Below are 25,545 nucleotides of genomic sequence, written 5' to 3'. Positions count from 1 at the left end.
ATTTCCTGATTTCACCCTCTCCTTATTCCTCCCCCCTCGAGGGGGAGGGTTAGGGTGGGGGGGATAGCTGGATGTCCCGTCAGGGGCTTCATTGATCTCATGATCGCGAAGCGATAACAAAAGCTGGTTGTCCCGTCAGGGGCTTCATTGATTTCCTGATTTCACCCTCTCCTTATTCCTCCCCCCTCGAGGGGGAGGGTTAGGGTGGGGGGGATAGCTGGATGTCCCGTCAGGGGCTTCATTGATCTCATGATCGCGAAGCGATAACAAAAGCTGGATGTCCCGTCAGGGGCTTCATTAATTTCCTGATTTCACCCTCTCCTTATTCCTCCCCCCTCGAGGGGGAGGGTTAGGGTGGGGGGGATAGCTGGATGTCCCGTCAGGGGCTTCCGCGAATTTTTCCTGAATCTCATGTATGATTCAGCTGAAAAATTCAGCGTCCCGAGGTTTTTGCACTGTAAGTGCATCGAGGGATTTCCTTATATTTCCTTTAACAGGCTTTTTAACGACCGGGTAAGCGTCCTGATCTCGACCTTCGTGACCAGTTTTCCCTGGTACGCGAACGAGACCTTGCCCGTTTCTTCGGATACCACGATGCATATCGCGTCGCTATGTTCGGCAATGCCCAGCGCCGCGCGGTGGCGAAGACCGAACTGGCCGCTTAGCATCGGATCATCGCTGAGCGGCAGAATGCAGCCAGCCGCGCAGATCTTGTCGCCATGAACGATGCAGGCGCCGTCGTGCAGGGGGGCGTCGGGAAAGAATATGGTTTGCAGCAACGTTGAGGTCACCACGGCGTCGATCGGGATCCCGGTCTCGATGATGTCCTTCAATCCGATGTTTTTCTGGATCACGATCAGTGCTCCAAATTTTTTCTCGGATAGTTTCTTCACCGCGTCGATGATCTCATCGACCATGGAACTCGCCTGGACTCTCAGGAAAAATTTTAACGGCCGCTGGCGACCGATCCGTGCCAGGGCATTCCGGATCTCGGGTTGGAACAGAATGACGAAAGCAACGACCCAAACCGCGAGAATGGAACCAATGATCCATGAGAGCGCTTTAAGACCGAACCAGCGCGCGACAAAGGAGACAAGGAAAAAGAGAAAGAGTCCAACCAGGATGGGCGTCGCCTTGGTGCCTTTGACAAACCGGAAGAACTGGTATAGCAGGAATGCGACGATAATGATGTCGATGACGTCGACCGCCTGCAGAGGGATGAACCCGAATAACTTCATCTTTATATTTTTATCCCTGTTCTTACCATCCCAACTTCTTACCCTCTCACCTTCATCTTTTTAATATCCCCATAACCCCATATCCCCGTGTCATTTTACCACTCCCTTTCTTCGTTTTTTGGATTTCAGCCGTGAGGCTTTTATAAAACTCTTGCGAGTTAACTCCCAATCCCGCTGCCCCGCATCCCCGGGGGCAAGCATTCTATCCACTAGCATCGCTACCCTTTTTATTTCCTGCACGTCGTGGACCCTCAGGATCGAAGCGCCGTTCTGGATGAGGAGTGCCGTGCTGCCCAGGGTTCCCTCCAGGCGCTGCTCGGGCGCGAGGTTAAATGGAGCGCCGATGAACGATTTACGGGAGTGGCCGACCATGATCGGTCGCCTGAAAACGCCGAATTCCTTGAGCCGCAGAATGATCTCATAGTTGTGATGGAGCTGTTTGCCGAAACCGAGTCCCGGATCAATAATGATCCGGCTGGGGTTGATACCGGCATCAGTCGCGCATTGCAGCCGTTCGGTAAAATACGCATGGATCTCGGCCATCAGGTTGTTATATTCAGGCTGCACCTGCATCGTCCTTGGTTTGCCTTTTATGTGCATGATGACCAGTCCGGCTTTTCCGTGCGCCACTATCCTCGCCATTGTTCGGGAACGGTTGGCGCGGTCAAAGCCGAGCCCCGAGATATCATTGATCATCGATGCACCGTGATCGATGGCGAATTCAGCAATGCGGGACTTGTAGGTATCCACGGATACGGGTATTTTGACCGATTTAACGACCGCCGGCAGGAATGTCTTCAAGCGCATGATCTCTTCCTTCTCGTCGGTCGGCATGGCTCCGGGTCTGGTCGACTCCGCGCCGATATCGATGAAATCAGCGCCTTCCCGTTCCATTTCCCGCGCCGCTTTTTTGACTATTTCAGCGGAAACGTACCGGCTGCCGCTGTAGAAAGAATCTGTGGTCAGGTTTATGATACCCATGATAAAGGTGCGGTCGATCGAATATCGGTTCGTGCCGACATCCAAATTTAGCGATGGCTCCGGCTGCAGTACTATCCGGAGCTCGTCGGCGATCCGCGTCATCCACTTTTGTTCATCGAGACGCAAAACGATTTTCCCGATCTCGCGCCGATTGGCGAAGAGGATCGCGGAAAAATTCTTGTGGGCAGACCCGCGGTAGGCGTTTTTAGGGATCGCGAGGTCGGCACCGCAGACCAACGCGGTTTGTTTCAGGACATTCGCTTGCGCAGCCGAGAGCCGGTCAAAGCGCAGGATCTCGCACCGGCTTTTTCCAATGAAAAAAACCAGCGCGTTTTCGTCGATCTTTATCTCGGTCAATTCCCGGATAATGTGTTCAGTCCGGGCCGCGATCAATCTTCGTATCACGGCTGATTATAATTAGATTTCAAAGGGAAGTCAATGATTCGTTAGGTTCGTTAATAGCGTTAGTATCGTTAAAATCGTTAATACCGTTATTATCGCTGTAATCGATGATGAACTTTGTTCATCACACGAAGTACGTCGATGGGTTGATCCCGTATTTCTGGGCGTAGACCGGTGTGACGATCTTGATATCGGTTCGTGTCGTCAAGTCAACAATGGATCCCTTTATCCTTTCTTTGTTTTTGTCCAGTATGACCTGTATGATAGGTAGATCAAGGTAGCCAAAATTTTGTCTTATCACGATCGCGGTCTCGCCGGTGTTCAGTTCCAGGCAGGATCCGGTCGGATACATGCCCAGCACCTGGATAAATACCTTGAGCAGGAGCGGATCGAAATAAAAACCATGACGCGCCCATAATACCCTGATGGCGATGGACGGCAGATAGGGGATAGGCTGATACGGCCGCGGCGTGGTCATTGCGTCATAAGCGTCGCAGATCCGGATAATGCGCGCGATCAGGCTCGTTTCCCGGCCGGTCTTGGGTTCGCCCGGATAACCGGTGCCGTCGTAATTCCAATGGTGCTGGTACGCACCGATCAGCGCGCTGACGCCGATCTCGTCCAGTCCCCGCGTTTTTATGATCTGTTTTACGCCATATGCGGAATGCAGCTTGATCGTCTCCCATTCTTCGGGTGTCGGTTTGCTGGGCTTGTAAAGCAGTTCTTTTGGTATGTCGACCTTGCCGATATCATGGAGAAGGCCGGCAGTGCCAAGTTTGACCAATCCTTTCTTGCTCAAATTCGTTCGCTGGCCTACAGCCAGCGACAAGATGCCGACGTTGAGCGAGTGGTTGAAGGTATATTCGTCAAAGTTCTTGATCGCGGTGAGCGATACCAGTCCGAACTCGTCTCGTGAAAGGTTATCGACGAGCGCATAGACGACGCGCCGGAATCCCTTGGAGTCGATCGGTTGGCGCGACCACAGGTTCTGGATCAGATTTTTTGTTACTTTCAGCGCTTTAAAATAGGTTTTTTTCACGCGTTCGCTGTCTTTGAAAAATTCGGGCAGATCGTCCTCGGTGGTCATGAAGTCGATAGCGATGGACTTTAATTTCTCCAGGGCATAGGCTTTAAGAAACGTGTTTTTTGAACCCTTGAATATCCCGGCGAACCGGATGAGTTCCAAAACCGCGATCCCCGGCATAAAGGTCAAATTTTTGATCCGGAGCCGCTTCATGCTTTCTTCTAGGAATTGCAGGCTGACATATCCCTCCACATCATACCGCAGGCGCTGTTTGTTGAAAAATATATAATCGCGGTACAGGACGATCTCGGCCATGGGCAGGGTACGGAACAGCTCGGTTACGTGCAGGCTGAGTTTTTTGGCGGCATTCTGCACGACGTCATTGTTGACGTCATAGACCTGCATCGACTTGGCCAGGCTGTAGAACAGCGTAATAAGCTCCCGGGCCGAATTTTGGATATTCACTGCCGTAGTCATGGGTATCTTGCTATCCTCTTACCACCATTTCACATGCCATTTTGATATCCTTGTTCTTTTTATTCAAACCCGCCTGTAATGTCTTCATCGCTTCCTCGGTACCGATCTGTGACAATCCCATGGCGGCAAGCCGTCTCATGTTCCGGTATGCCTTGGCGCCGAACAGCTTGCGTTTGAACAGCATTTTTTCCAGGAGGCGGGTGAGTTTTTTATCGCCGTTCGCCACCATGCAGCTGAAGATCTCTTTTTGCTCCGTATAGTCAAGGAGCTTAAAATCCTTTTGCCTGGTCCGGCGCAGCAGTTCCGGGTAGATCCGCGTATACTGGTTGAGGGTAAGCATCTGCAGCGCTTTGATCCGCACGTCCGGGTCGTGATCGTCGGTCAGTGCCGCAACCTTTTTTAGTTCTCCGAGTTCGGCGTATGTTTGGGCAAGCGCGGAGCGCACGCGCGCGTCCGGATGTACGGCCAGTGCGTTCAGGTGTTTGATAACAGCTCTGTTTTTCATGATGCCGGCGATGCCGATGGCGTTGATTACCTCGTAGACGTTCCCGCCGGCTAAAAAATCGATGACCGGAGCCAGGTCATTCTGGCACATATAAGCAATGCGTTGCATCAACGATTCGAGTCGTTCTTTTCGTTTTACCAGCGTCAGTATCCGGATAAAATAGGGGATCGTCTTTTGCGAAAAAAATCCGATAAACGCGACAAATTCGTTGAATGACTTGTCATCCAGCGGATCGCACAGGCGGCTGAAACCGGTTACGGTCGTTTCGTTCTCGAACCGCTCGAGCGGCTTGATCTCGGGATAAGTCTGCAGTTTGTGCACGATCCTCCGGGCGTTATAGAAATCGTTATTGTTAATACAGAGTTCGAGCAGGCCGATAAGGCTGTCAATGATCTCCTGGGCCTTTTCGGTGTTTAAAAAATCAATGAGGATATTTATCGCTTTTGGCAGCTGCGGCCGGCTTTCTTCGGTCTCGATCTCCTGTTTCAGTTCCTCCAGCTCATTGTAAACAAGAATGGGGTTAAGGTTCACGTTGATGTCGATTTTTTCACGGTTCAAGATATCCCGGATAAAAGCGTCATAGTCAATGTCGACGGGCGGAGTGTCAGGCAGCACATAACTCATCGGTTCTTCTTCTTCTTCCACAACAAAAAAAGTGATATGGGCGAAATCGCATTCCCAGAGGATCAGGGCGATGTCCTGTTCTTTTGCCGGCTGGCTTATCGTTTCGGTGAACAACATCAATTCCTCTTCGGTCAGCCCTTCGTAGAACGTGATGTTCCTGATCCCGTCACGGAATAGCCGGAAAGAAATGCTGGTATCCTTTTCGGCTTCGTCGTATATAACCTTATCGGCGTAAGCCATCGTGAACCGGTCTACTTTAAGGCTGAACTCGCTGTATTCTTTCAAAAACTCGGAAATCTTTTGGAAAAAGGGCGCGAAAAAAGAGCGGTATGAGGGATGTGACTTGCCGTACATCTGGAGCGCTTTTATGGTCTTGATCATCTGCATAACAAGCTCGTTCGCCCTTTCTTCCATACGCAATGAAAGTATATAAAAAATAACAAATGTGTCAACAAGATAGACTTGTCAAATCCTAAATACGAAGTCCTAAATCCTAAACAAATCCTAAATTTAAAATTCAAATGTTCAAAATAGTTTTAGATTTAGAAAATTGGTGCTTTGAAATTGTTTATGTCTCATGCTGAGTATTCGACACGAAGCGGAATTTAGTGCTTAGAATTTCGAATTTAAAGGAACAAGCTTAACCATAATAACGATCTCAACGATATTGACGAACTTAACGATCATAAACCATCATTGACTTCTCGATATTTTTACTTATAATAGTAGCTATGAAAAGAACTTATCAGCCAAGCCGCAGGAAGCGCAAGAAAACCCATGGTTTTCGCAGCCGCATGAAAGCCAAAGGCGGCAGAAAAGTGCTGAACCGGCGGCGACGAAAAGGCAGAAAAAGACTTGTTGTGTGAGCAAACGGTTTAGTCTGGCAAAAGCTAGTGTTGTCAGGGGAAAACGGCAGTTTTCAGAGCTGTTTTCCATGGGTAAAAGAATAAAATCAGGCTCATTGCTTTTGATATATTTACCTTCATCCGATACTCGAGTTGGTTTTATTGCCTCCAAGAAGATTGGCGGCGCGGTAATGCGGAACAGGGTGAAAAGACTATTAAGGGAGGCATATCGCATGCGCAAAGAAATATTCGAAGGTTGGAAGGTGCTGTTCTATGCTCTCGGTGCCGTTGATAAGACATGCATCCTGCAGGCGTTCGAAAGGTTCAAAACCCAGGCATCATCATGATGGCGGCAGTGATGACAGCGACGAAGATGATAGAACATACCCTTATTTTGCTCATTCGGATATACCAGCATACTATCGGCATGCTGATACCGCGGGTCTGCCGGTATGAGCCAACCTGTTCCCAGTATTCGATCGAAGCGATCCGTGAACATGGTATTTTCCGGGGTTCAGGCCTTGCTGCCTGGCGGATCATGCGCTGCAATCCGTGGTGCGAGGGCGGTCACGACCCGGTGCCGGAAAGGCATGAAGTTATGAAGTTAAGAGGATAGGATGATTATGAATAACGATATTAACGATCCAAACGATCCAAACCATCCAAACGATATTAACGAACACAACGATCTAAACGTTCTTGCGAGGTCGAAGTCATGAACCCGGAGCAGCGCCGCCTTATTTTTGCATTCGCCGCCATTGTTGTCGTTATGTTCCTCTGGACGATGCTGTCAAAGCCTCCCGCCAGGAAATCAATGCCGGCGCCGACGGATCAAACCTCGACCGTACCTGGTGACACCGCCAGGCCAGTCCTTCCTGGTTCCGCCGCATCAGTCATCCCCCAGGATACGATCACTGTTGAACGCGACGCCTACCGGCTGATCCTGACCTCGGCCGGCGCTTCAGTTCAGGGATTTTACCTTAAAAAATACAAGGTCAACATCGTTCCCGATAACAGCTGTCTGTTCGTTAGCGAAAATTTAAAAGACGGCAAAGCGGTCGTCTTTACGCCTTTGGTGACGGATGATTCAGTCGTATTCACGCATGACGCGGGTAAGGTTGCCGTCAGGAAGGTCTACCATTTTGATAAACCCGACGGCTTCAGCTTGGCCATGACCGCGTTCGACAAAAAGACCGGCGCGTCGATCGACATGGACTCGGTGGCTGCCGTCATGGACCTCAGGGCTGGGCTCAGGATCACCGAGCTGCAAAATCGCGGTGATGATCTTCGATATTTCGGTGTCTATGCCAAAACCAGCAAGGTTGTGAATATCACCAAAGAGATCAAGGACGAACTCGACTACGCCGGTGCTTGGGAATGGCTGGCTTTTCGAAACAAATACTTTTTGCTCGCGATCAGGAACCTGGGAACGATGGAGCAGACCACGTTTTTCAAATTGCCTGCGCCGGCAGTGGTAAAAAAGACCACCGCTGGTTTTGGCTGCGCTTTCATGTCAGCCGCGGCCAGCGTTTACGGTGCTCAGCTGGTAAGCCGCCGCGGTTTTGACCTTTGCGTTATCCTCCTGCCGCTTCGACAGGCAGACCTGGCGAGATACGGTCAGGGTTTCGAACACGTTCTCGGTGGAGGCATATGGGGTCCGATCGCGCGCGTGATCCTATTGTTCTTTAATCTCATGTACAGGCTCTTCAGGAATTATGGCGTCGCGATCATTGTCTTTGCCATTCTGCTCAAGGCTATCTTCTTCCCGCTGTCGCGGCAGATGATCATATCGCAGCACAAGATGCAGATGCTCCAGCCGGAAATGAAAAAGGTCCAGGCAAAGTACAAGAACGACCCGCAGGCGCTGAACCAGGAGATGATGCATCTTTACAAGGTTTATAAGGTGAACCCGTTTTCCGGCTGCCTGCCGCTCATTATTCAGATGCCGGTCTTTTTCGCTCTTTATCAGACTCTGGGGACATCGATCGAATTCCGCCAGGCGCCGTTCATGCTATGGCTCACCGATCTTTCTGTAAAAGATCCTTATTATGTATTGCCCATTGGCATGGGGGTCATGATGCTTATCCAGTCGCTGATGACTACGGTCGATCCACGGCAGCGTTTACTCGTGTTTCTCATGCCGGTATTCATGATCTTTATCTTTTTAAATCTCCCCTCGGGATTACAATTATATTGGTTCGCATATAATATTTTAACGCTTCTGGAAAATTATATTACGAAGAAAGGAGGCATAAAATGAAAGTGGTTGAGGCAACCGGGAAAACACAGGAAGAGGCGATCGCTAACGGATTAAAAATGCTTGGTTCTATCCGGGATGAGGTTGACCAGGAGGTCATATCCCAGACCGGGGAAGAGACCAAGGTCAAGCTGACCATCAAAGAGCCTCGTCAGTATCTGACTGCCTTAACAAATTATGTCCTCACCGCATGTGGATTCAAGACCTTGATCACAGTAACCAAGGATGACCAGGGATTTTACGTCAATATCAAAACCCGGCATGCCGATTCGTTGCTCATCGGCAAAAAAGGGGAGACGCTATGGTCGCTGCAGTACCTGATATCGCGTTTGGCGAAACGGTTCTATTCCAACATCAGGATCCTGATCGATGTCAATGGCTACCGTATCCGGCGCAATAACTTCCTTAAGAAAAAAGCCGAGGCGGTGGCGCACATCGTTCTGGAAACAGGTCGCGAAATGGCACTTGATGCGATGACCAAGCGTGAGGAAAAGATCGTGATGATGAGGCTTGTCGAGCTCAAGGGCATCAAGATCTATTCGATTGGCAAAGGCGTCAACCGCAATATCGTCATCGCGCCTTCAGGCGGCGAACCAGGTGAATCAGGGGTGACGGAGGCGGACATTAAGCAGATCGAGAAAGAGCATGACGAAGAGGATCTGGACCATTAACGCCGGGATCTTATTTGATGGTCTTTGTGTTTGACCATTTAACAATTTAAATATTTAACCATATAACCGATTCGTTATGCGGTCATTTAACCATTTAACCAATTAACCATTTAACCAATTGCTCATGATAGCCCGCGATACGATCGTTGCATGCGCGACACCGACAGGGTATTCAGGCCTTGCCGTGATCCGGCTGAGCGGACCGGATGCGGTATTCATTGCCACGCATTTTTTCCTCTTTGCAGATGCTTCAAAGTCGGTAGAATCAAATCATGCCTACTACGGCCGGATCATCGATCCCCGGGATCCGGAAAAGAGAGTCATTGACTGGTCGCTCGCGACGTTTTTTATCACCCCGCACTCCTATACCGGAGAAGACGCGGTGGAAGTATCCTGCCACGGAAATCCCCTGATAGTCGACCGTATCATTTCAATCGCGGTAAGCCAGGGCGCCCGGCCCGCCGAGCCGGGTGAATTTACGCGGCGCGCGCTGCTCAACGGCAAACTCGATCTTATCCAGGCCGAGGCCGTATTGGACATGGTCCACGCGCCGTGCGATGATGCCCGCCGGCTGGCGATCGTCCAGTATGAAGGGGTTTTGTCCCAGAGAGTGCGTGAATGGCGGTCCGTAGTAACCGATCTGCTGATCATGGTCGAAGCACACATCGATTTTCCGGATGAAGAGGACGTAGTATACGAACAAAAACAGGTCAATTTTCAGGTTCAAAAACTGCTGACCGAGATCGACGTTCTACTCACCTCTGCAAAGACGGGTGTTAAGATCAAAGAGGGTTACCGGGTCGCGATCGCGGGAAGGGTGAATGTCGGCAAATCCACGTTATTTAATAAACTGCTCGGTTATGAGCGGGCGATAGTTCACCAGACTCCTGGCACGACGCGCGACTACATTGAAGAAGGCGTCGAGATCAGAGGGTTGTTCCTGCGTTTAACCGATACCGCGGGCGTCATGAACGTGGTGGATATGCCGGACGTTGATAAACTGGGCATTGACCGGACCCTGCAGGTCCTGGATCAGGCCGATCTCGTACTGATGGTGTTTGACGGCTCAGAGCCTCTGAACGAACATGATATCCAGCTATACAATCTAGTCAAAGACCGGTCGAAGATCATGGTGATCAACAAAATCGATCTCAATATCAAGCTTCGCGAAGGCGACATACTTACGGATTCGGTTAAATTATCCGCTAAAACCGGGGATAATCTGGACCAATTACGGGATGCGATCAGGAAACACTTGAGCGCAGACAGAAACGCTGGACCGGGATTGCGCAAGGATCTGATGCTGACCAGGCACCGGCATATCCGGGCGCTGAAAGAAGTCAAAAAGTGCCTGCTCGGAGTGATCGAGAACAACACCCCGGATACGGTTGCCTTTGAGCTGCATTCCGCGCTTGAGATAATCGGAGAACTAACCGGCCAGCGGATCATGCGAAAAGAGATCCTCGACAAGATATTCGAGGAATTCTGTATAGGGAAATAAAGACGTTAAGATCGTTATTATCGTTAGTAGCGTTTAAAGCGTTAACAAAGTTTGAAATAACGATAATAACTATCAAAACGATCCAAAGGAACTGAACCAATAAATACTTAAGTCTTGACAATTTTCTTTTTAGTCTTATAATCTAAAGATATGTGCTAAGGAGGTTTTATGAATGACATTGGCATAAAAGTGAATAGAAAAAGTATCAAGATAATGTTGACCGCGATGCTCGGCATCGTCGCGCTGGCCACGACCCTCCCGAACATGGCGTATGCCCAGGACTCACTGCCCTGGAAAGGTGTTATCGTATTCGATACGTTGGTAAGAGTCGATGATGCGCCAGGACCTTCTATTCATAACGCCAACCACCCTCAGGCAATATTCGATGATAAGGGCATGGTGATCTATTCCGTCTGGCAAGATGACCGCGACAACGACCTTATATATGATATCTATTTTGCGAAGTCCGTTGATACAGCGAGTACCTGGACACGCCCGAACATTGACCTTAGCCAGACGCCGACTATCAACGATGATTATCCATGGCTCTGCGTTGATTCGCTCAACCTTTATGTCGTCTGGCAGTCTTGGCGTGCCGGTGCCTGGAAAGTTTTCCTGACAAAAAGCAACGACGGCGGGACGACCTGGACTGCATCCGATACAGTACCCGGGATCTTCATTGATAACTCGGACAATTCTACAATTAATTACGGCCCCCAGCCAAAAATCGTGTCAGACAGCAAAAGCAGTCCCGATACGACCTTCATTTATCTGGTATGGTCAGATGAGGGAACCGGAGATCTGAGGATCAGACTGGCGCGTTCAATTGACTTTGGCCAATCATTTACCGATCTCGGAATTGTTGACAAGAATAACGGCAGGGTCAACCGTCATCCGTTCATTATCGTGGATGATAGCGGCCCGGTTCATTGCGCATGGGGAAGAGGTACGAGTGGAAGCAGTAATGATCCTCATCCGTGGATCGGATACAACCGCTCTTCGGACCGCGGCAGCACTTTTCTCGCCAGCGACATAATCGCAAACGATACCGCTGTCAGTTTTTATCGCGGCAACCCGACCTTGGCATATAACGCCGCAAACGGCAATGTTCTTGTTTCCTGGGAAGACTCGCGGCGCGCCAGCGGTAATGCTAATCCCGATATCTGGTTTACTCGCATGCATCGCGACAGTTTGAGTTTCATGCCCGATCAGCGGGTTAACTGGTGGGGACTTGATACGACTTTAATGTGTGATAATTACCGATCCATTATCAGAATGGACCCCAATGGCATTATGGTTGCTGCTTGGCACAGTAATCCCACGGATGCGGCTTCTTATGGGATCCATATGGCCGCTTACAACGATACAATAACTCGGTTTTCGAATAGCCAGACGCTCCTTCATACTTTTACCGGTACAACGGCTGGACCACAGGGTAATAATTTCTACGCTCCTTCGCTTTTTGTGACTGAATTCATAACGGCGACAGACACAACCACAGACTTTTTTCTTGTCTGGCAGGATTTTTACGAGGACACTACAGGCGGCAATATTTACTCGGTCCGGGGACGGGTTGTAGAAGTGCTGGCCGATTTGGATGTGGATAACGATTCGTTGGACGTGCACAATGACACCCTCGATCTTCGCGCCCAGCCTGCCGGACCGGCGTATTCACCTTTTGCCAAAGGCGCTTTTATCCTGGCGAACACCAGCGACGCTTACAACCCGGATTCCTTTGATGGACCCAGTATTTCGCGTGTCGATTCGATCACCGCCTCCTGTTCGCTGGATAGCGTGTTCGTCCTTGGCCTGCCCGCGTCCATGACCGTGGGTCAGGTGAATGTCTGCACTTTGGCGGTCGCGATACCGGTCGGCACGACCCCTGGTTCATTCCTTGGAACGGTGCTAATCTCGGGCGTTGATTCGGTTGGCGCGCCGGCCGAGGAGACATTCGTCCTGCGCTACCAGGGTCCACAACCGCGGGGCAGCCTGGATTCTTTAGAGGTCGTGCCGATCCCTTATAAGCCCGGCCGCGATCCGACGCATGACGCCATCCACTTCCAGGGATTGGTCAGCGGCGCCCGGGTTCGCGTTTACGATCTCGCCGGCGCCCTGGTCTGGGATTCGAATTCAGGCACGGATGATGCGGCTGACGGCCACATCTCATGGGAGGCTAACGTCGCAAGCGGCATCTATATCTACCTCGTAACGGCACCTGACGGCGATCATAGAAAAGGCAAGCTTTCGGTGATACGGTAGGAGGAGAACATGAAGATAAATTCCAAATATCAAATTTCAAATACCAAACAAATATCAAATTTCAAACAATCACCCCCACCTATTTCCTCCCCCCTCGAGGGGGAGGGTAAGGGAGGGGGGGCTGTGTTTCTAGATTGTTTAGGATTTCGAACTTCGGTATTAGGATTTAGCAGGATATCTGCATTACTGATCCTGCTACTGACATTCTTTGGTACTCTAAACGCCGGTGCCGGCGATGCCAGCGCCACATTTTTAAAGATCCCGGTTGATTCACGCGTTGTCGCCCTTGGCGATGCCAGCGCTGCTTATGTGGATAATGCGTCTGCGCTTTACTATAATCCCGCCGGTCTGGCAAGGATCCAGAAGGCTGATTTCACCTTCATGCATAACATGTGGCTGCTCGGCATGTACCATGAATATGGCGCCGTTGGATTCAAGATCAAGCAGGTCGGCAGTTTCGGACTGTCGTTCAATTACTGGGGTTCAGGTACGATCCCGAGGATCACGATCCGTGGCGACACCATTGGTGATTTTTCTGCCTCGGACTGGACCGCTAATCTCGGATATGGCAAAGACATCGGCAAGTTCTATATCGGGGGCGGTTTTAAATACATTAGCGAGATGAACGACAGCTTAGGCGGTAGCTGTTTCGGTTTTGACCTGGGAGCGATGTACGACACCCCGCTTAAGGGACTGCAGATGGGATTCTCGCTCGCCAATCTCGGCACGCAGCTGAAAGTGGACAGCCTTGCCTATTCCCTGCCCATGCTGGTAAGGCTTGGCTGGAGATATTCACTGCCCGGACCGGGACTCGCCATCACCCAGGATTTCATTTTCTCCAACGCGGATGATCTTGGCATCGGGGCAGGAGCTGAATACTGGATCGCTGAAGTCCTCGCGCTCAGGCTTGGGTACCGCACCGGCGCGAATTATGAAGGGCTGTCGGGATTGCGGGCCGGTGTGGGGTTATTGATCAAGGGTTTCGGGATCGATTATGCTTACGCGCCGTATGGGAAACTGGGAATGTCGAATAGATTCACGATATCATTTAAAATACAATAAAGGACCGCGAACCGTAGACCGTTGATCGAAGTATTAATTATTCCTTCGGAATGGAAGTAAGCAAAAAGCCGCTGGAAGTGAATGCTACGCATTGGAATTGAGCGTTTTACGCTGGAAATTTGTAAAATTCCACGCGAAGCGTAACTTCCATCCTGAAAGGATAACTTCCAGCTTGAAAAGCTAACTTCTATTCGCGCAGTGAATCAATTCTATTTGAACACCGGACTCGTAATAAAGAATACCAGGAAGAACGCCGCGAGAATGTACATTATCACCGATACTTCCTTGGGCTTGCCGCTTAACAGCTTGATCAACACGTAAGATAAAAACCCCAGCGAGATGCCGTTGGAAATGCTGTAGGTGAACGGCATGCTGGTGATCGTGATGAACGCCGGGACCGCTTCTGAATAATCGTTGAAATCGATCCGCGTAACGGCTTCCATCATCATGATCCCGACGATTATCAGCGCCGGTGCCACGGCGACCGAAGGGATATACCCAACCAGTGGCGCGGCCAGCAGCGCGATCATGAATAGGATGCCGGTCACGACCGCGGTCAGGCCCGTACGGCCGCCTTCTTCAATGCCGGCCGCGCTTTCGATATAGGAGGTCACGGTCGAAGTGCCGAAAAGCGCCGCGATAACGGGACCGAGCGAGTCAGCGAATAATATTCGGCCGATCCGCGGGATTTTTCCGTTCTTATCGATGTATTTGGCTTTGACTGATAGTCCAATGACCGTGCCTGCGGTGTCGAAAAAATCCACGAACAGGAGCGTGAAGATGAGGGGTATGAACGACCACTTGAGCGCGCCGATGATATTGAGCTTGAAAAAAGTTGGCGCCAGGGAGGGCTGCAGCAATTGCAGGGCTTCGCCGCGAGCGCGGAAAACCGGAATCAAGCTCAGGAGCGTACCCACGACGATGCCGATCAGTATCGCGCCCCGCACTTTTTTCACCAGCAGGATCGTCGTGACGATCAGAATGACCGACGCCAGGATGATCTTTGGAAAGATCGCCGGGTTGGCGATCTGCGAGATCGTGATGAACGTGACCGGGTGGCTGGCGATGAGCCCGGCATTCTCGAAACCGATGAATGCCAGGAACAGGCCGATGCCCACCGACACTGCGCACTTGAGCGGCATCGGTATCGAGTTGATCACGGTTTCCCGCAGCTTGGTCAACGTGATGATGACGATGATCACGCCCTCGATGAAAAAGAACCCAAGACCGATCCGCCAGTCAATGCCCATGCCCGAGCAGATCGCGAAGGCAAAAAATGCGTTGATGCCCATGCCCGGCGCGAGCGCGATCGGGTAATTCGCGAGCAACCCCATAACGATCGTTATGATCCCGCTGACGAGGCATGTTGCCAGCACCACGGCACCCTTGTCCATGCCGGCCGCGGCCAGGATCAATGGATTGGCGGCGATGATATAAGCCATGGTCATGAATGTCGTCACGCCCGCCAGCACCTCGACTTTTATGCTGGTATGGTATTCTTTAAGCTTGAACAATCTGTCAAAAAACGAGTTCATAGATCCTCCAATCAATACGACAGTAATTGGTAATTAGAAAAGATATGAATACTATATGGTGCTTTGTCATTGCGAGCCCCGAAGGGGCGCGGCAATCTCATCTTTGCTCGTCGGATTCGCATCCTACCATTCGCATCATTCTCAAAGATGCTTTATTTTTTATATATCATCAGGTAATATACCGTCACCTGCACTGTCACCGTGCTGTCGGTCCCGTAAGAGCCGCCATAATCGCCGTATTCGCTGCTATTGTAGTAATAAGGATAGGTGATCTGCTCGCTGATGTACAGCGGTTCGCCCAGGATCACGTTTGCCGCCTGGGCAAGGCTTGAGGCTTCATCGCGCGCATTCTTCATGGCTGCAGTCCGTGCTTCCGCGACCGCCGGGCCATAATCGATCTTTCCCTCGGCGACCGGCATGACGCTTCCGATCTGCGCCGTTGTGGTCAGTAAAAATTTTTCGCGTACTTTGTTTATGTCTTTGACATTCCTTAGGGTTACGTACAGGTCTTGATTTATGCGATATAGAGGATCGGTTTCATAAGGCGGCACGTTATTGATATTTGATAACACCACGTCGCTTTCCTTACCACCCATTTCTTTTACCGCTTTGATAATGTCCTGCCGCATCGTTTCGGCAAGGGCCTTTGCTTCAGCCTCGGTGCCTGCCGCTGTATCAGCGTACAAAGTTATCTGGTACTCCGATGTGGTGAACGTGGTCGTGGACGTTCCCTGACCGCTGACGCTGATGACGGGTTTGTCGTACGACAACGAGACCGCAGGCGCGGAATTGGTGCCGGTCTGGGCAGTAAGCACGATAAGAATGGTGAAAAGCGAAATATTCATGTTCTTTACCTCCATTCCTTAGGATAGTGATTAGTAATCACGTAATTACACAATAACTTAATAACATAATTACTTAGACCATTATCGTTTCATTCTATTCAATCACCGGCCTAAAGTCAATACATTTTTGAAGCACGAAATCCTAATATCGAAATCCCAACCTCCATTAGGCGTTTATTGTCTAACGGGGCAGGCAAATCCTAAATTCAAAATTTTAATGTTCCAAACCGTTTGAGATTTAGAAAATTGGGGCTTTGATATTGTTTATGTCTCATGCTGAGTATTCGACACGAAGCGGAATTTAGTGCTTCGGATTTAGGGTTTTAACTAACGCACTAAGTGATATTAATGATCTAAACGATACTGACGATACTAACGATACTAACGCTTTTAACGTTCTTAACGCATCTCCTTCTTGACTTTCCCGCTGTCCTGTATTATAATCTATCAGGATTATGCTAAGCAATAAGGTAGGTAATATTATCATAAATACATACGAAACCGTACACAGTGGACATAGTCTCTATGAGAATTTTTAAAACGAAGAAAGGAGGTGGGCGTCTTTTTTTGTTCGTACCATTCGTGTTTTGTTATTCGTACTATTCGCGTCCGTTAATTCGTGAAATTCGCAAAAATGAAAGGAGCTAGATCAATGAAAAAAATGATAATGTTCGCGGCGGCAATGCTGGCAATGGGATTCGCTGCTTCGAACGCGGATGTGTATCAAATGCCGGGCAGCGGTACGATCCATCAGTTCGCGCCCGCGCGTTTCGGTAACGCCGATCTTATCTGTTTTTCCAACGGGATAACGATCGATGTGAAGACCGGCGAACCGGCACTTGAGTACACGATTGAAAAGTCGGAATATTATATTGTCCATTTCAATAGTCCGATATACCAGCAGTCCAAGGACCAGCTGGAAGCGGCCGGCGCTCAGATATATTCATATCTGCCGAACTACGCTTTCATCGTCAGGATGGACGATATTGCACAGGCCAAGGTCGCGGCGTGCGATTTCATCGACTGGGTCGGTATCTACCAGCCGTCGTACAAGCTGTCCAGCCAGGATGAATTCAAGAGCTTGAGCGGCACGCACGTTGTCACGATCCTGCTGTATGCCGACGCGGGGGCTGAGAATGTGATGAATTACCTGCGTTCGAACAAGGCCGTTATCAAGGACGTGGCGGAATCAAAATGGGACAAACTGATCAATGCCGAGATCAACCTCGCGCTCGTTCCCGAACTGGCGAAATTCGATGAAGTCAGCTGGATCGAACCCTGGCACAAAATGGAACTGGACAACAACAGCGTCCAGTGGGTCCTTCAGACTTGCATAAACGGCAACCGCCACGTATGGGACATGGGCATCCGGGGCAACGGCGAATTGATGTCGACCTGCGATACCGGGGTCAGGACATCGCATTACGCGTTCCGGAGCACTTCTTCATCGTGGATCACGACCTGGGGTAATTACCCGAACGACCGCAAGATCATCGGCTACCAGCCCGCCAACACCATGGGCGCCGGCTATGCCGATTTCGGCGATGAAGCCGTGAACTATTACCACGGCAGCCATACGGCCGGTACCTGCAGCGGCGACGATACGCTCAACGCCGCTGATACGCGCGACGGCTTGGCGATCAAGGGAAGGCTTTATTTCCTGGATGGCGGCGGTTCCAACGGCGCGGTGTACCTGTACCCGAACCTGAACACGCTATGGGCGATCCCTTACAATGGCAATGCCGCGGGCAGCGTGAAGCTGTGCTCGAACTCATGGGGTTCGAATGCCAATGGCTCGTACACGTCAAATTCGGCGCAGTGCGACCAGTTCATGTGGGATCACAAGGACTTCCTGCTGTTTTTCTCTAACGGCAATAACGGACCGGGCAGCGGTACCGTCGGCTCGCCCGCCACCGCGAAGAACGTGGTCTCGGTCGGTTCATGCAACAACTCTACCGGTTACGCGACGCTGAGCAGTTTCTCCAGCCGCGGGCCCTGCGATGACGGTCGGCGCAAACCGACTATTCTCACGCCGGGCAATACCGTGTATTCGGTAAACGGCGGCGGCGACGCCGGCTACACCGGTATGCAGGGAACAAGTATGTCTTCGCCCGGAGCCATGGGAGCAGGAGTTCTGGTAAGGCAATACTTCACCGATGGATTCTATCCGACGGGCGCGGCAAATTCCTCTGATTCGATCGCGCCTTCGGCCGCGCTCATGAAAGCGGTGCTCGTTAATGGCGCCGACAATTCCATGAGCGGTTACACGGTCCCGGATAATAACATCGGCTGGGGCCGCGTCGATCTCGACAGCGTGCTGTATTTCACCGGCGATGCTAAAAAGTTGGCGATCGTCGATGAAGCTACCGGTCTTTCTACCGGCCAGTTTGTCGAGTATGATTACAACGTGCTGTCCGGCTCGGTGCCGCTCCGTGTGGCGCTTGTCTGGACCGACTATCCGGGTGCTGCTGGTGGTGCTCATAACATCATCAACGACCTGCACCTGACGGTCACGGATCCGAACAATGTCGTCTATCTGGGCAATGTTTACTCTGGCGGGCAGTCCGCGACCGGCGGCAGCGCTGATACGGTCAATGTTGAAGAGTGCGTGCGGCGCAATAGTCCGACGGCTGGCAACTGGACCATCAGGGTTGACGCTTCGCATGTACCCAACGGCCCGCAGCCTTTCGCGATCGTGGTGACCGGGGATCTCGGTACCGCGTCGCAGCCCAGCATTGTCTATGAAACGAATACCATCGATGATGCCGGCGGCAACAACAATGGCAAGGTCGATCCGGGTGAGACCGTGAACATGACCGTCACCTTGAGGAACGACGGCTCAACGAACGCGACGAATACCAATGGAACGCTGAGGACCGCTTCCGCTTACATTACCCTGCTGGATTCGACCGCGACCTACGGGACGATAACCGGCGGCGGCGGAACCGCCAACGGTATTTTCCAGTTCACGGCTTCGGCTTCAACTCCGCAGGGCACGACCGTGGCATTCACGGTGTACGTGACCGCGGATGGCGGATACACGACCAACTGCAACTTCCAGATCGTTGTTGGTGCGCCGCGTTACGATTATGTCGACCATAATGTCGGGAACTGCGTGCTGACCGTCACTAAACAGGGAAGCATCGGCTTCCTCGATGTCAACTCCGGCGGCAGCGGGTTCATTTATCCCAAATCCGGAACGAATGAGCTGTACCACTCGTCACTCGCTCTCGCTAACGCCAATAACTGGGTACTGGACCGGTTCTATCCTAATACCGGTGCCAACCCGAACAACACTGACTGGCGCTGTACGACAGTGCCTAACGGTCAATGCTGGATCGACAGCATCGCGCCCGCGGTCTCCGACCAGGAATCATGGTCGATGTATGCTGATTCCGGCAATTCGGCGCCCAAGGGTATCGTCGTTACCCAGCATGGTTACGCCTGGCGCGCGGCTGGTTACGATGATTTTGTCATCGTATTGTGCGACGTAAAGAACAACAGCGGCGCCGCGATCAATAATATCTATACCGGCGTGATCGCTGATTTCGATATGGGTAATGCCTACGTCAACCGCGGGGCCACCGATACGCTCCGGCGTCTTTCATACGAGTGGGAACCCGGTGCGCCGAACCGCTATGTCGGCGTCAAGCTGCTGGATCCCTACACCGCGGCGAACGTCACGTCGCTCGATAATACGAACTACGTTTACAACGGCGCGACCAATATCTGGAACGACACAACCCTGTGGAAATTCCTCAACGGCACGCTGGAATTCCTGGCATCGCCGGTCGATACCGATCTTTCCGTCGTCGTGTCGGCAGGTCCGTACAACCTCGGCGGGGGCGAAGTGAAGCATGTTGCATTCGCTTTCGTCGGCGGTACCACGCTGCCAACGCTCATCGAGGATGCGGATTCGGCGCAGGCGATCTACGACAGCTTGTTCTACGGCATCAGCGAGGATAACGCGATCATCAGTCCGTTCGACCGTGATTTTATCCAGTCCTATCCGAACCCGTTTTGCGAAAAAACGCGTCTGGTATTCAACCTGCGCGTCTCCGGGAACGTCAAGGTCAATGTGTACGATATCGCGGGCAAGCTCGTGAGGACGGTGCTCGACGAGCCGAGAAAGACCGGCGAGCAGGTGATGTATTGGGACGGTCGGGATAACGACGGCACGGCTTTGCCGAACGGCATTTACTTCTTCTCGATCGAAACGCCGCTCGTAAAGAAAACGGGCAAGCTGATACTGATGAAATAGCGCAAGGCAGCCGCTGCTGTCATCCCCGTGAAAACGGGGATCCATATATTGCGGGATTCCTGCTTTCGCAGGAATGACAGACGCGGACAGCCGGGCGTATATCACCCCCACCTTAATCCTCCCCCGCCAAGGGGGAGGGCAGGGTGGGGGACGCTTTTTTTTCGTCATTGCGAGCGTTCTGGGTGCGCAACCTTAAAGACTCAACCCTCACCTTATTCCTCTCCCTTAAAGGCAACATCAAAATATTGAACATCAAAAATAACTGGTGTCCCTGTGGGAGAGAGAGCCTGCCCCGTACATGATACGGGGGTAGGGTGGGGGACGCTTTTTTTTCGTCATTGCGAGCGTTCTGGGTGCGCAACCTTAAAGACTCAACCCTCACCTTATTCCTCTCCCTTTGAAAGGGAGAGGGCAGGGGTGAGGGATAACCGGTGTCCCGAGGAACGAAGGGAAGCAATCTCATCTTTTAATCTGTCATTCCCATGAAAATGGGAATCCAGAATTCGTTTCATTCGTATTCTTGATTCGTCACATTCGCAATGTATGCATCTTGACTTTTCCATGTCGTTCCATATAATGAATTTAATGTTGATAACTGTGCTTTTATCCGCTATATTATTATTTCACGCGTCCTCCGCGGCACCGGATACCATAGAAAAAAATTCCTCTCCCTTGATGGCAGCATTGAAGGATGAACCGGCAATAATAACTGGTGTCCCGTTAGGGGGAGAGGGTAAGGGTGAGGGTGAATTAAATCCATCCGCGCCCTACAAGATCGAAGCCGGCGACGTTCTGGAGATCGTAATCCTGGGCGAGGAAGAACTGACCCGCACCCTCATGGTTATGCATAACGGCACCATATCCTTCCCGCTGATCGGCGAGGTCGGGGTTGTCGGATTGACGACCGAGGAGATCGCCCGCCTGTTAAGCGAGAAGCTCAAAACCTATTTCACACACGCTGTCATTTCCGTCATCTTGAAAAGCCCGACTTTACCGCATGTTTCGGTTTTCGGCGAGGTCTTGCGTCCCGGTTCGGTTGAATACCAGCGGGGATTGCGCGTGACCGACTACATCGCGCTGGCCGGCGGACCTACAAACCGCGCCAATCTTAAAAAGGTCAAGGCCGTGCGGTTCGTGGATCAGAAAGCGGTTGTGCTCACGGTTAACGTCGACGAAATACTAAAAAAAGGCAGGCAGGATCAGAATTTCGAGCTTAAATCCGGCGACTGGGTGTACATTAACAAGCGCTTCACGATCGAATGGGGTATCGTCATCAACACCCTGTCCCTTGCCGTGTCAGTCGTGACGCTGTACATTACGATACAAAGGCTATGAAAAACATGCTACGCTGTAGATATGGCATTACATGCCTGCAGACACGGCGCTGCGCGCCTGCATTCATGCCTTTGGCTGAATAATATGAAAACGAAATTGAAAAGCTTTAAGGATCTGATCGTTTGGCAATTAGCCTCACAGTTTTCCAAAGATGTTTATGAATTAACAAAAAAATTTCCAACAAAAGAAAAATATAGCCTTACTGATGATCTGTTGAGAGCTGCACGATCTATACCTGCGAATATTTCCGAAGGATGGGGAAGACGTTTTCCGAAAGAAAAGATTTCATTTTATAATATAGCTAGCGGATCAGCTGAAGAATGTGCCAATCATTTAATAGAAGCCTTCAATGTTGGATACCTAAATGCAGTTGATCATGCCAGGTTTCAAAAGAACGTACATATAATCTCAGTAAAACTGACAAATCTCATTACCCGTATCCGAAAAGATATTGTAATTCTAAGGCAGCGCAGCGTGACTTCAACGAAGTGTGACTGCAATTCGGCTTCAGTGCCGAATGTGTCTACAGCGCAGCGTGCTAAGGTGTTTCCATGAACGATCAACCGCGCATCAACAACGGAAACGGCGATGAGGAGTCTTCTCTCCATCTCCGCGACCTGTACGGTATTTTCCTGCGCCGGCGCCGGCTGTTCTTCTATCTCGCGATCCCCGTTTTCCTGGGCATTATCGTGTACCGCGTTACCCGGCCGTACAATCCCGCCTACATGGCGACCTTTGACCTTGGCGTTTCCAAGGAACAGCCGGTGGAAGGGTTCTTCAACCAATTTTCGGAAACACCCACGACCCAGATCGGTTCCATTACCCAGCGCGTTATCTCCACGCTCCTGAGCGTCAATTTCACGAGCAAGGTCGTGGACACGCTGTCCTTGTGCGCTAATATCAAGAACGGCGGTAAAACGATCTCTGACATAGACATCAGGACCCGGATGAAGAGCGATTTCCAAAACCAGCTGGGGCCCTATAAACTGCGGGTGACCGCGAACGGCTATTCACTCCATCAGAATAGCTATACGATTGTCCCGCTCACGCGGTACGGTACGGAACACGAGGTTGACCTGGGCAGTGGCGCCCTTACTTTTTCAGTGACGGCGCTCAAGAAGATCACGCGTGACCATACCTACACGGTAGTGTTCTATCCCCGCGACCGCATGGCATTAGCCCTGCGGAATTCGACCTCGATAAACGTGCTGGAAGCCGACCGCATTGACAAGGGTATTGGTTCCGGCGAGATCCCTGGTTCGGGCGAAGGCGTATCCAAGAAACTGGTGACGGCAAAGACCCTTTTCCCCGGTATGAACCTTATCGGCATCCTGAGGATCAACCTGTACTGGGGAAATCCCCAGGAGGCGCTCAAGATCGCGCGTGCGCTCTCGGCGCAGATCATCAAGGAAGACATAGGCGAAAAATCCCTGGCCTATATCCAGTCCCGTACCTTTATTGAATCTCAGCTTGCCCTGTATCAGAACAAGCTTACCGAGCTTGAAGACAATATAAAGATATTTAAGGAAACAAAAAAGATCGTGGATCTTCAAGCGTCAACCCAGGCATTGATCTCTCAGGTTTCGGCTCTGGAATCGCGCAAAAACCAGATCCAGGTCGAAGAACAGATAATCCGAAGTCTTAACCGGTATCTGGTTTCCAGTGTCGAATACGCGGTGGCTGATACCCTGCCCAATTTCGCCGCGACCTTGCTGTCATCGCCGGCATTGCAAAACCTCTATAATCAGTTTTTCCAGGCTGAAGCCGAGCTCAAAGGGAAGCTTAAGGAATACTCTAACGAACACCCTAAAGTGCTTGAAATAAGAGCTAAATTAGATGGCATTAAAGGTCAAATGAAGGAAGAAATAAGCCGGCGTATGTCGACTATCAGCACTGAGATCGCGAGCGTAGAAAGGCAAATATCACTGCTCCAGGACAAACTGGAGAATGTGCCGGTTGACGAATTAAGTCTGGCAAGACTTGAGCGTGACCGTGAAACCGCGGAAAAACTGTATACGTTTTTTGCGGAAAAGCTTGAGGAAACGAGGGTCCAGGAAGCCGGCGTTACCTCGGATCTTAAAATAATAAACCCGCCTTTAGTGTCTGGCACGCCGGTCAATTCCCGCGGCCGCCTGACCAGTTTTATCCTGGCTCTGGTTATAAGCATACTCGTGGGCGGCGCCGGGATCTTTATCGCCGAATATTTCGACAATACTGTCAAAGACCTCGAGGTCATAAAGACCAAGCTTGGTCTTTCGATCTTCGCTTCTATACCGCTGGTCGAATCAAACGGCGATGACGGCCCCACCTCTAACCTCCATCGAGGGGGAGGAAAAAGGCGGGGTGGAGATACAAAAAATGATCACGTAAAGCAAGGTCATGATCCGGCGCCGCGGGATTATAACCTTGCCAAGAAAGGCGTAAGGTTTTTCCGTTCCGCGTTCTCCGTGGTCCTTCCGCGGCCTCAGCGCAAATCCGGTTATTATCACGTACGGACCGTCAGCTACGATTCATCGGCTGAATTCGAGAGTTTCCGCAAGCTGTCATTGAATATCGAATTCGCCCATCCTGACAAACACTATCAAGTCGTGTACGTAACTTCTGCCGGCCCTGAAGAAGGCAAAACCTACGTATCGCTTAACCTGGGCGTGACCATGAGCGCGGTGGGGAAGAAGGTCGTGGTCGTGGACACGGATTTCAGAAAAAAAAGAGGGCACCTCACCGACGTCGTAAAAATGAAAAAAGAAATCGGCCTGTTCGATGTCCTGCAGGGGAAATCAACGATAAAGGATGCGGTCGTCGCCTACAAGCCGGAATACGATAAAAACGTTAATCACGATCCCAACGATAAATCTGCCGTAACGAGCAGTCTATCCTTGCTCCCCGTGGGTAGTGTGCCGCCCAATCCCTTTGTCTTTTTAGAATCGGTCAAAATGAACCAGGTGCTGGATGAACTCAGAAAACATTACGATTACGTCATCATTGACGGCCTGCCCATGCTTCTTTTTGCTGACGCGACATACTCGGCGCGCAGCGCGGACGCGGTGCTGTTGACCGCGCGGTACGGCAGGACGGTTCTAAAGGAACTGCAGGACACGAAAGACATTCTGACCAATGCCCGGGCGAACGTCATCGGCATGGTGCTGAACGGCGTACCCTTGTCCCCGGGCTCGTATTACTACCAAAGTTATTACAAATACTATAGTAAGTACTATAGAAAAGAAGCGTAGCGCTGCAAGTAATTCCTTCGGAATGGAAGCGAGACTCCGTCTGGAAGTTATGGCTTCGCCATAGAAGTTAGTGCTTCGCACTGGAATATAATATACGCTTCGCGTGGAATTTTACAGAGTTCCAGCGTGCATCATTAAGAATATATTTGATAATGGGTTGTTCCAGTTAGGGGAAACGCTCAATTCCAATGCGTAGCATTCACTTCCAGCCTAAATGGCTTACTTCCATTCCAACGGAATGTGCTTTTATTCCTTGACAATTCCGCTTCAATATATATAATCTATACTGGAGTATTTTGCGCTGACTAACTAATATGTACTGTTGTGGATCGAAAAGAGAGGCACTAAAGTAATGGTCAGTGGCGGGCGGCGCAATATCAACTTGCATGCGTACGCCGTCCTGACAAGGGCGGTAGCCTTTTTCCTTTTTGCGGAAAAAGCAAAAAGAAAATACGATCTCTGTCGAGATGGAATTTATGATTCCATCATGGAA

18 protein-coding genes are annotated in these 25,545 nt (G+C 50.9%); 12 read left to right on the top strand and 6 right to left on the bottom strand.

Features of this window, described 5'->3' with window-relative positions:
- Positions 1–479: 479 nt before the first annotated feature.
- The 4 genes from cdaA to VF399_03335 all read right to left on the bottom strand — a co-directional run bounded on the left by cdaA (position 480) and on the right by VF399_03335 (position 5,638).
- Positions 480–1,238 (bottom strand): diadenylate cyclase CdaA, encoded by a 759-nt coding sequence (gene cdaA, locus VF399_03350; GenBank protein HEX7319379.1) that lies wholly within the window; start codon positions 1,236–1,238, stop codon positions 480–482.
- A 90-nt stretch (positions 1,239–1,328) separates the two neighbouring features.
- Entirely contained in the window at positions 1,329–2,624 is a 1,296-nt protein-coding gene (gene folP / locus VF399_03345) for a dihydropteroate synthase (GenBank protein ID HEX7319378.1), read from the bottom strand.
- Between the two features lie 121 nt (positions 2,625–2,745).
- The gene (locus VF399_03340; protein HEX7319377.1) at positions 2,746–4,122 is read right to left on the bottom strand and encodes an HD domain-containing phosphohydrolase; all 1,377 of its coding nucleotides are present in this window, start codon (positions 4,120–4,122) and stop codon (positions 2,746–2,748) included.
- A gap of 10 nt (positions 4,123–4,132) precedes the next feature.
- On the bottom strand, positions 4,133–5,638 hold the full coding sequence (locus tag VF399_03335) for a HEAT repeat domain-containing protein (protein ID HEX7319376.1): 1,506 nt from the start codon (positions 5,636–5,638) through the stop codon (positions 4,133–4,135).
- A 344-nt stretch (positions 5,639–5,982) separates the two neighbouring features.
- Here VF399_03335 and rpmH point away from each other — a divergent pair, with 344 nt between their 5' ends.
- The 8 genes from rpmH to VF399_03295 all read left to right on the top strand — a co-directional run bounded on the left by rpmH (position 5,983) and on the right by VF399_03295 (position 13,846).
- Positions 5,983–6,117: a 50S ribosomal protein L34 gene (gene rpmH / locus VF399_03330; GenBank protein HEX7319375.1), complete on the top strand. Its 135-nt coding sequence runs from the start codon at positions 5,983–5,985 to the stop codon at positions 6,115–6,117.
- Positions 6,114–6,443, top strand: coding sequence for a ribonuclease P protein component (gene rnpA / locus VF399_03325; GenBank protein ID HEX7319374.1), 330 nt, complete (start codon positions 6,114–6,116; stop codon positions 6,441–6,443). Before rpmH ends, rnpA begins: the two co-directional genes overlap by 4 nt.
- A gap of 11 nt (positions 6,444–6,454) precedes the next feature.
- On the top strand, positions 6,455–6,712 hold the full coding sequence (yidD, locus tag VF399_03320) for a membrane protein insertion efficiency factor YidD (GenBank protein ID HEX7319373.1): 258 nt from the start codon (positions 6,455–6,457) through the stop codon (positions 6,710–6,712).
- Between the two features lie 99 nt (positions 6,713–6,811).
- On the top strand, positions 6,812–8,356 hold the full coding sequence (yidC, locus tag VF399_03315) for a membrane protein insertase YidC (GenBank protein HEX7319372.1): 1,545 nt from the start codon (positions 6,812–6,814) through the stop codon (positions 8,354–8,356).
- On the top strand, positions 8,353–9,024 hold the full coding sequence (locus tag VF399_03310; protein HEX7319371.1) for a R3H domain-containing nucleic acid-binding protein: 672 nt from the start codon (positions 8,353–8,355) through the stop codon (positions 9,022–9,024). Before yidC ends, VF399_03310 begins: the two co-directional genes overlap by 4 nt.
- Before the next feature lie 124 nt (positions 9,025–9,148).
- On the top strand, positions 9,149–10,525 hold the full coding sequence (gene mnmE / locus VF399_03305; GenBank protein HEX7319370.1) for a tRNA uridine-5-carboxymethylaminomethyl(34) synthesis GTPase MnmE: 1,377 nt from the start codon (positions 9,149–9,151) through the stop codon (positions 10,523–10,525).
- Positions 10,526–10,693: 168 nt separating this feature from the next.
- Positions 10,694–12,784: a hypothetical protein gene (locus tag VF399_03300; GenBank protein HEX7319369.1), complete on the top strand. Its 2,091-nt coding sequence runs from the start codon at positions 10,694–10,696 to the stop codon at positions 12,782–12,784.
- Between the two features lie 123 nt (positions 12,785–12,907).
- Entirely contained in the window at positions 12,908–13,846 is a 939-nt protein-coding gene (locus VF399_03295) for a PorV/PorQ family protein (protein ID HEX7319368.1), read from the top strand.
- A gap of 209 nt (positions 13,847–14,055) precedes the next feature.
- On the opposite strand, the gene VF399_03290 is transcribed toward VF399_03295, so the two are convergent.
- Together VF399_03290 and VF399_03285 are read right to left on the bottom strand one after the other, a co-directional pair.
- Positions 14,056–15,381, bottom strand: a complete 1,326-nt coding sequence (locus VF399_03290; protein ID HEX7319367.1) for an NCS2 family permease — start codon at positions 15,379–15,381, stop codon at positions 14,056–14,058.
- A gap of 152 nt (positions 15,382–15,533) precedes the next feature.
- Positions 15,534–16,226, bottom strand: a complete 693-nt coding sequence (locus tag VF399_03285; protein HEX7319366.1) for an SIMPL domain-containing protein — start codon at positions 16,224–16,226, stop codon at positions 15,534–15,536.
- A 652-nt stretch (positions 16,227–16,878) separates the two neighbouring features.
- Between VF399_03285 and VF399_03280 the strand changes: the two genes are divergently transcribed.
- The 4 genes from VF399_03280 to VF399_03265 all read left to right on the top strand — a co-directional run bounded on the left by VF399_03280 (position 16,879) and on the right by VF399_03265 (position 25,052).
- Positions 16,879–20,487 carry a S8 family serine peptidase gene (locus VF399_03280; GenBank protein ID HEX7319365.1) on the top strand — a complete coding sequence of 1,203 codons (3,609 nt, stop codon included), beginning with the start codon at positions 16,879–16,881 and terminating at the stop codon, positions 20,485–20,487.
- Positions 20,488–21,072: 585 nt separating this feature from the next.
- Positions 21,073–21,822, top strand: coding sequence for a polysaccharide biosynthesis/export family protein (locus tag VF399_03275; protein ID HEX7319364.1), 750 nt, complete (start codon positions 21,073–21,075; stop codon positions 21,820–21,822).
- Between the two features lie 84 nt (positions 21,823–21,906).
- Positions 21,907–22,377, top strand: a complete 471-nt coding sequence (locus VF399_03270; GenBank protein HEX7319363.1) for a four helix bundle protein — start codon at positions 21,907–21,909, stop codon at positions 22,375–22,377.
- Entirely contained in the window at positions 22,374–25,052 is a 2,679-nt protein-coding gene (locus tag VF399_03265; protein HEX7319362.1) for a polysaccharide biosynthesis tyrosine autokinase, read from the top strand. The genes VF399_03270 and VF399_03265 overlap by 4 nt, the downstream gene beginning before the upstream one ends.
- The last annotated feature ends 493 nt before the right edge of the window (positions 25,053–25,545 follow it).

The sequence above is a fragment of the bacterium genome (assembly GCA_036382775.1).
Classification (GTDB): Bacteria; Hydrothermota; Tepidihabitantia; order SM23-42; family JAOAFX01; genus DASVHD01.
This window is presented reverse-complemented; position numbering and strand designations above follow the sequence as displayed.

What these genes read in the sequence shown, in the direction of transcription:
- cdaA (HEX7319379.1), bottom strand. Translation starts at nt 1,238, where the DNA reads ATGAAGTTATTCGGGTTCATCCCTCTGCAGGCGGTCGACGTCATCGAC.
- VF399_03340 (HEX7319377.1), bottom strand. Translation starts at nt 4,122, where the DNA reads ATGACTACGGCAGTGAATATCCAAAATTCGGCCCGGGAGCTTATTACG.
- VF399_03335 (HEX7319376.1), bottom strand. Translation starts at nt 5,638, where the DNA reads ATGCAGATGATCAAGACCATAAAAGCGCTCCAGATGTACGGCAAGTCA.
- rpmH (HEX7319375.1), top strand. Translation starts at nt 5,983, where the DNA reads ATGAAAAGAACTTATCAGCCAAGCCGCAGGAAGCGCAAGAAAACCCAT.
- yidD (HEX7319373.1), top strand. Translation starts at nt 6,455, where the DNA reads ATGACAGCGACGAAGATGATAGAACATACCCTTATTTTGCTCATTCGG.
- yidC (HEX7319372.1), top strand. Translation starts at nt 6,812, where the DNA reads ATGAACCCGGAGCAGCGCCGCCTTATTTTTGCATTCGCCGCCATTGTT.
- VF399_03310 (HEX7319371.1), top strand. Translation starts at nt 8,353, where the DNA reads ATGAAAGTGGTTGAGGCAACCGGGAAAACACAGGAAGAGGCGATCGCT.
- mnmE (HEX7319370.1), top strand. Translation starts at nt 9,149, where the DNA reads ATGATAGCCCGCGATACGATCGTTGCATGCGCGACACCGACAGGGTAT.
- VF399_03300 (HEX7319369.1), top strand. Translation starts at nt 10,694, where the DNA reads ATGAATGACATTGGCATAAAAGTGAATAGAAAAAGTATCAAGATAATG.
- VF399_03290 (HEX7319367.1), bottom strand. Translation starts at nt 15,381, where the DNA reads ATGAACTCGTTTTTTGACAGATTGTTCAAGCTTAAAGAATACCATACC.
- VF399_03285 (HEX7319366.1), bottom strand. Translation starts at nt 16,226, where the DNA reads ATGAATATTTCGCTTTTCACCATTCTTATCGTGCTTACTGCCCAGACC.
- VF399_03280 (HEX7319365.1), top strand. Translation starts at nt 16,879, where the DNA reads ATGAAAAAAATGATAATGTTCGCGGCGGCAATGCTGGCAATGGGATTC.
- VF399_03275 (HEX7319364.1), top strand. Translation starts at nt 21,073, where the DNA reads ATGTTGATAACTGTGCTTTTATCCGCTATATTATTATTTCACGCGTCC.
- VF399_03270 (HEX7319363.1), top strand. Translation starts at nt 21,907, where the DNA reads ATGAAAACGAAATTGAAAAGCTTTAAGGATCTGATCGTTTGGCAATTA.
- VF399_03265 (HEX7319362.1), top strand. Translation starts at nt 22,374, where the DNA reads ATGAACGATCAACCGCGCATCAACAACGGAAACGGCGATGAGGAGTCT.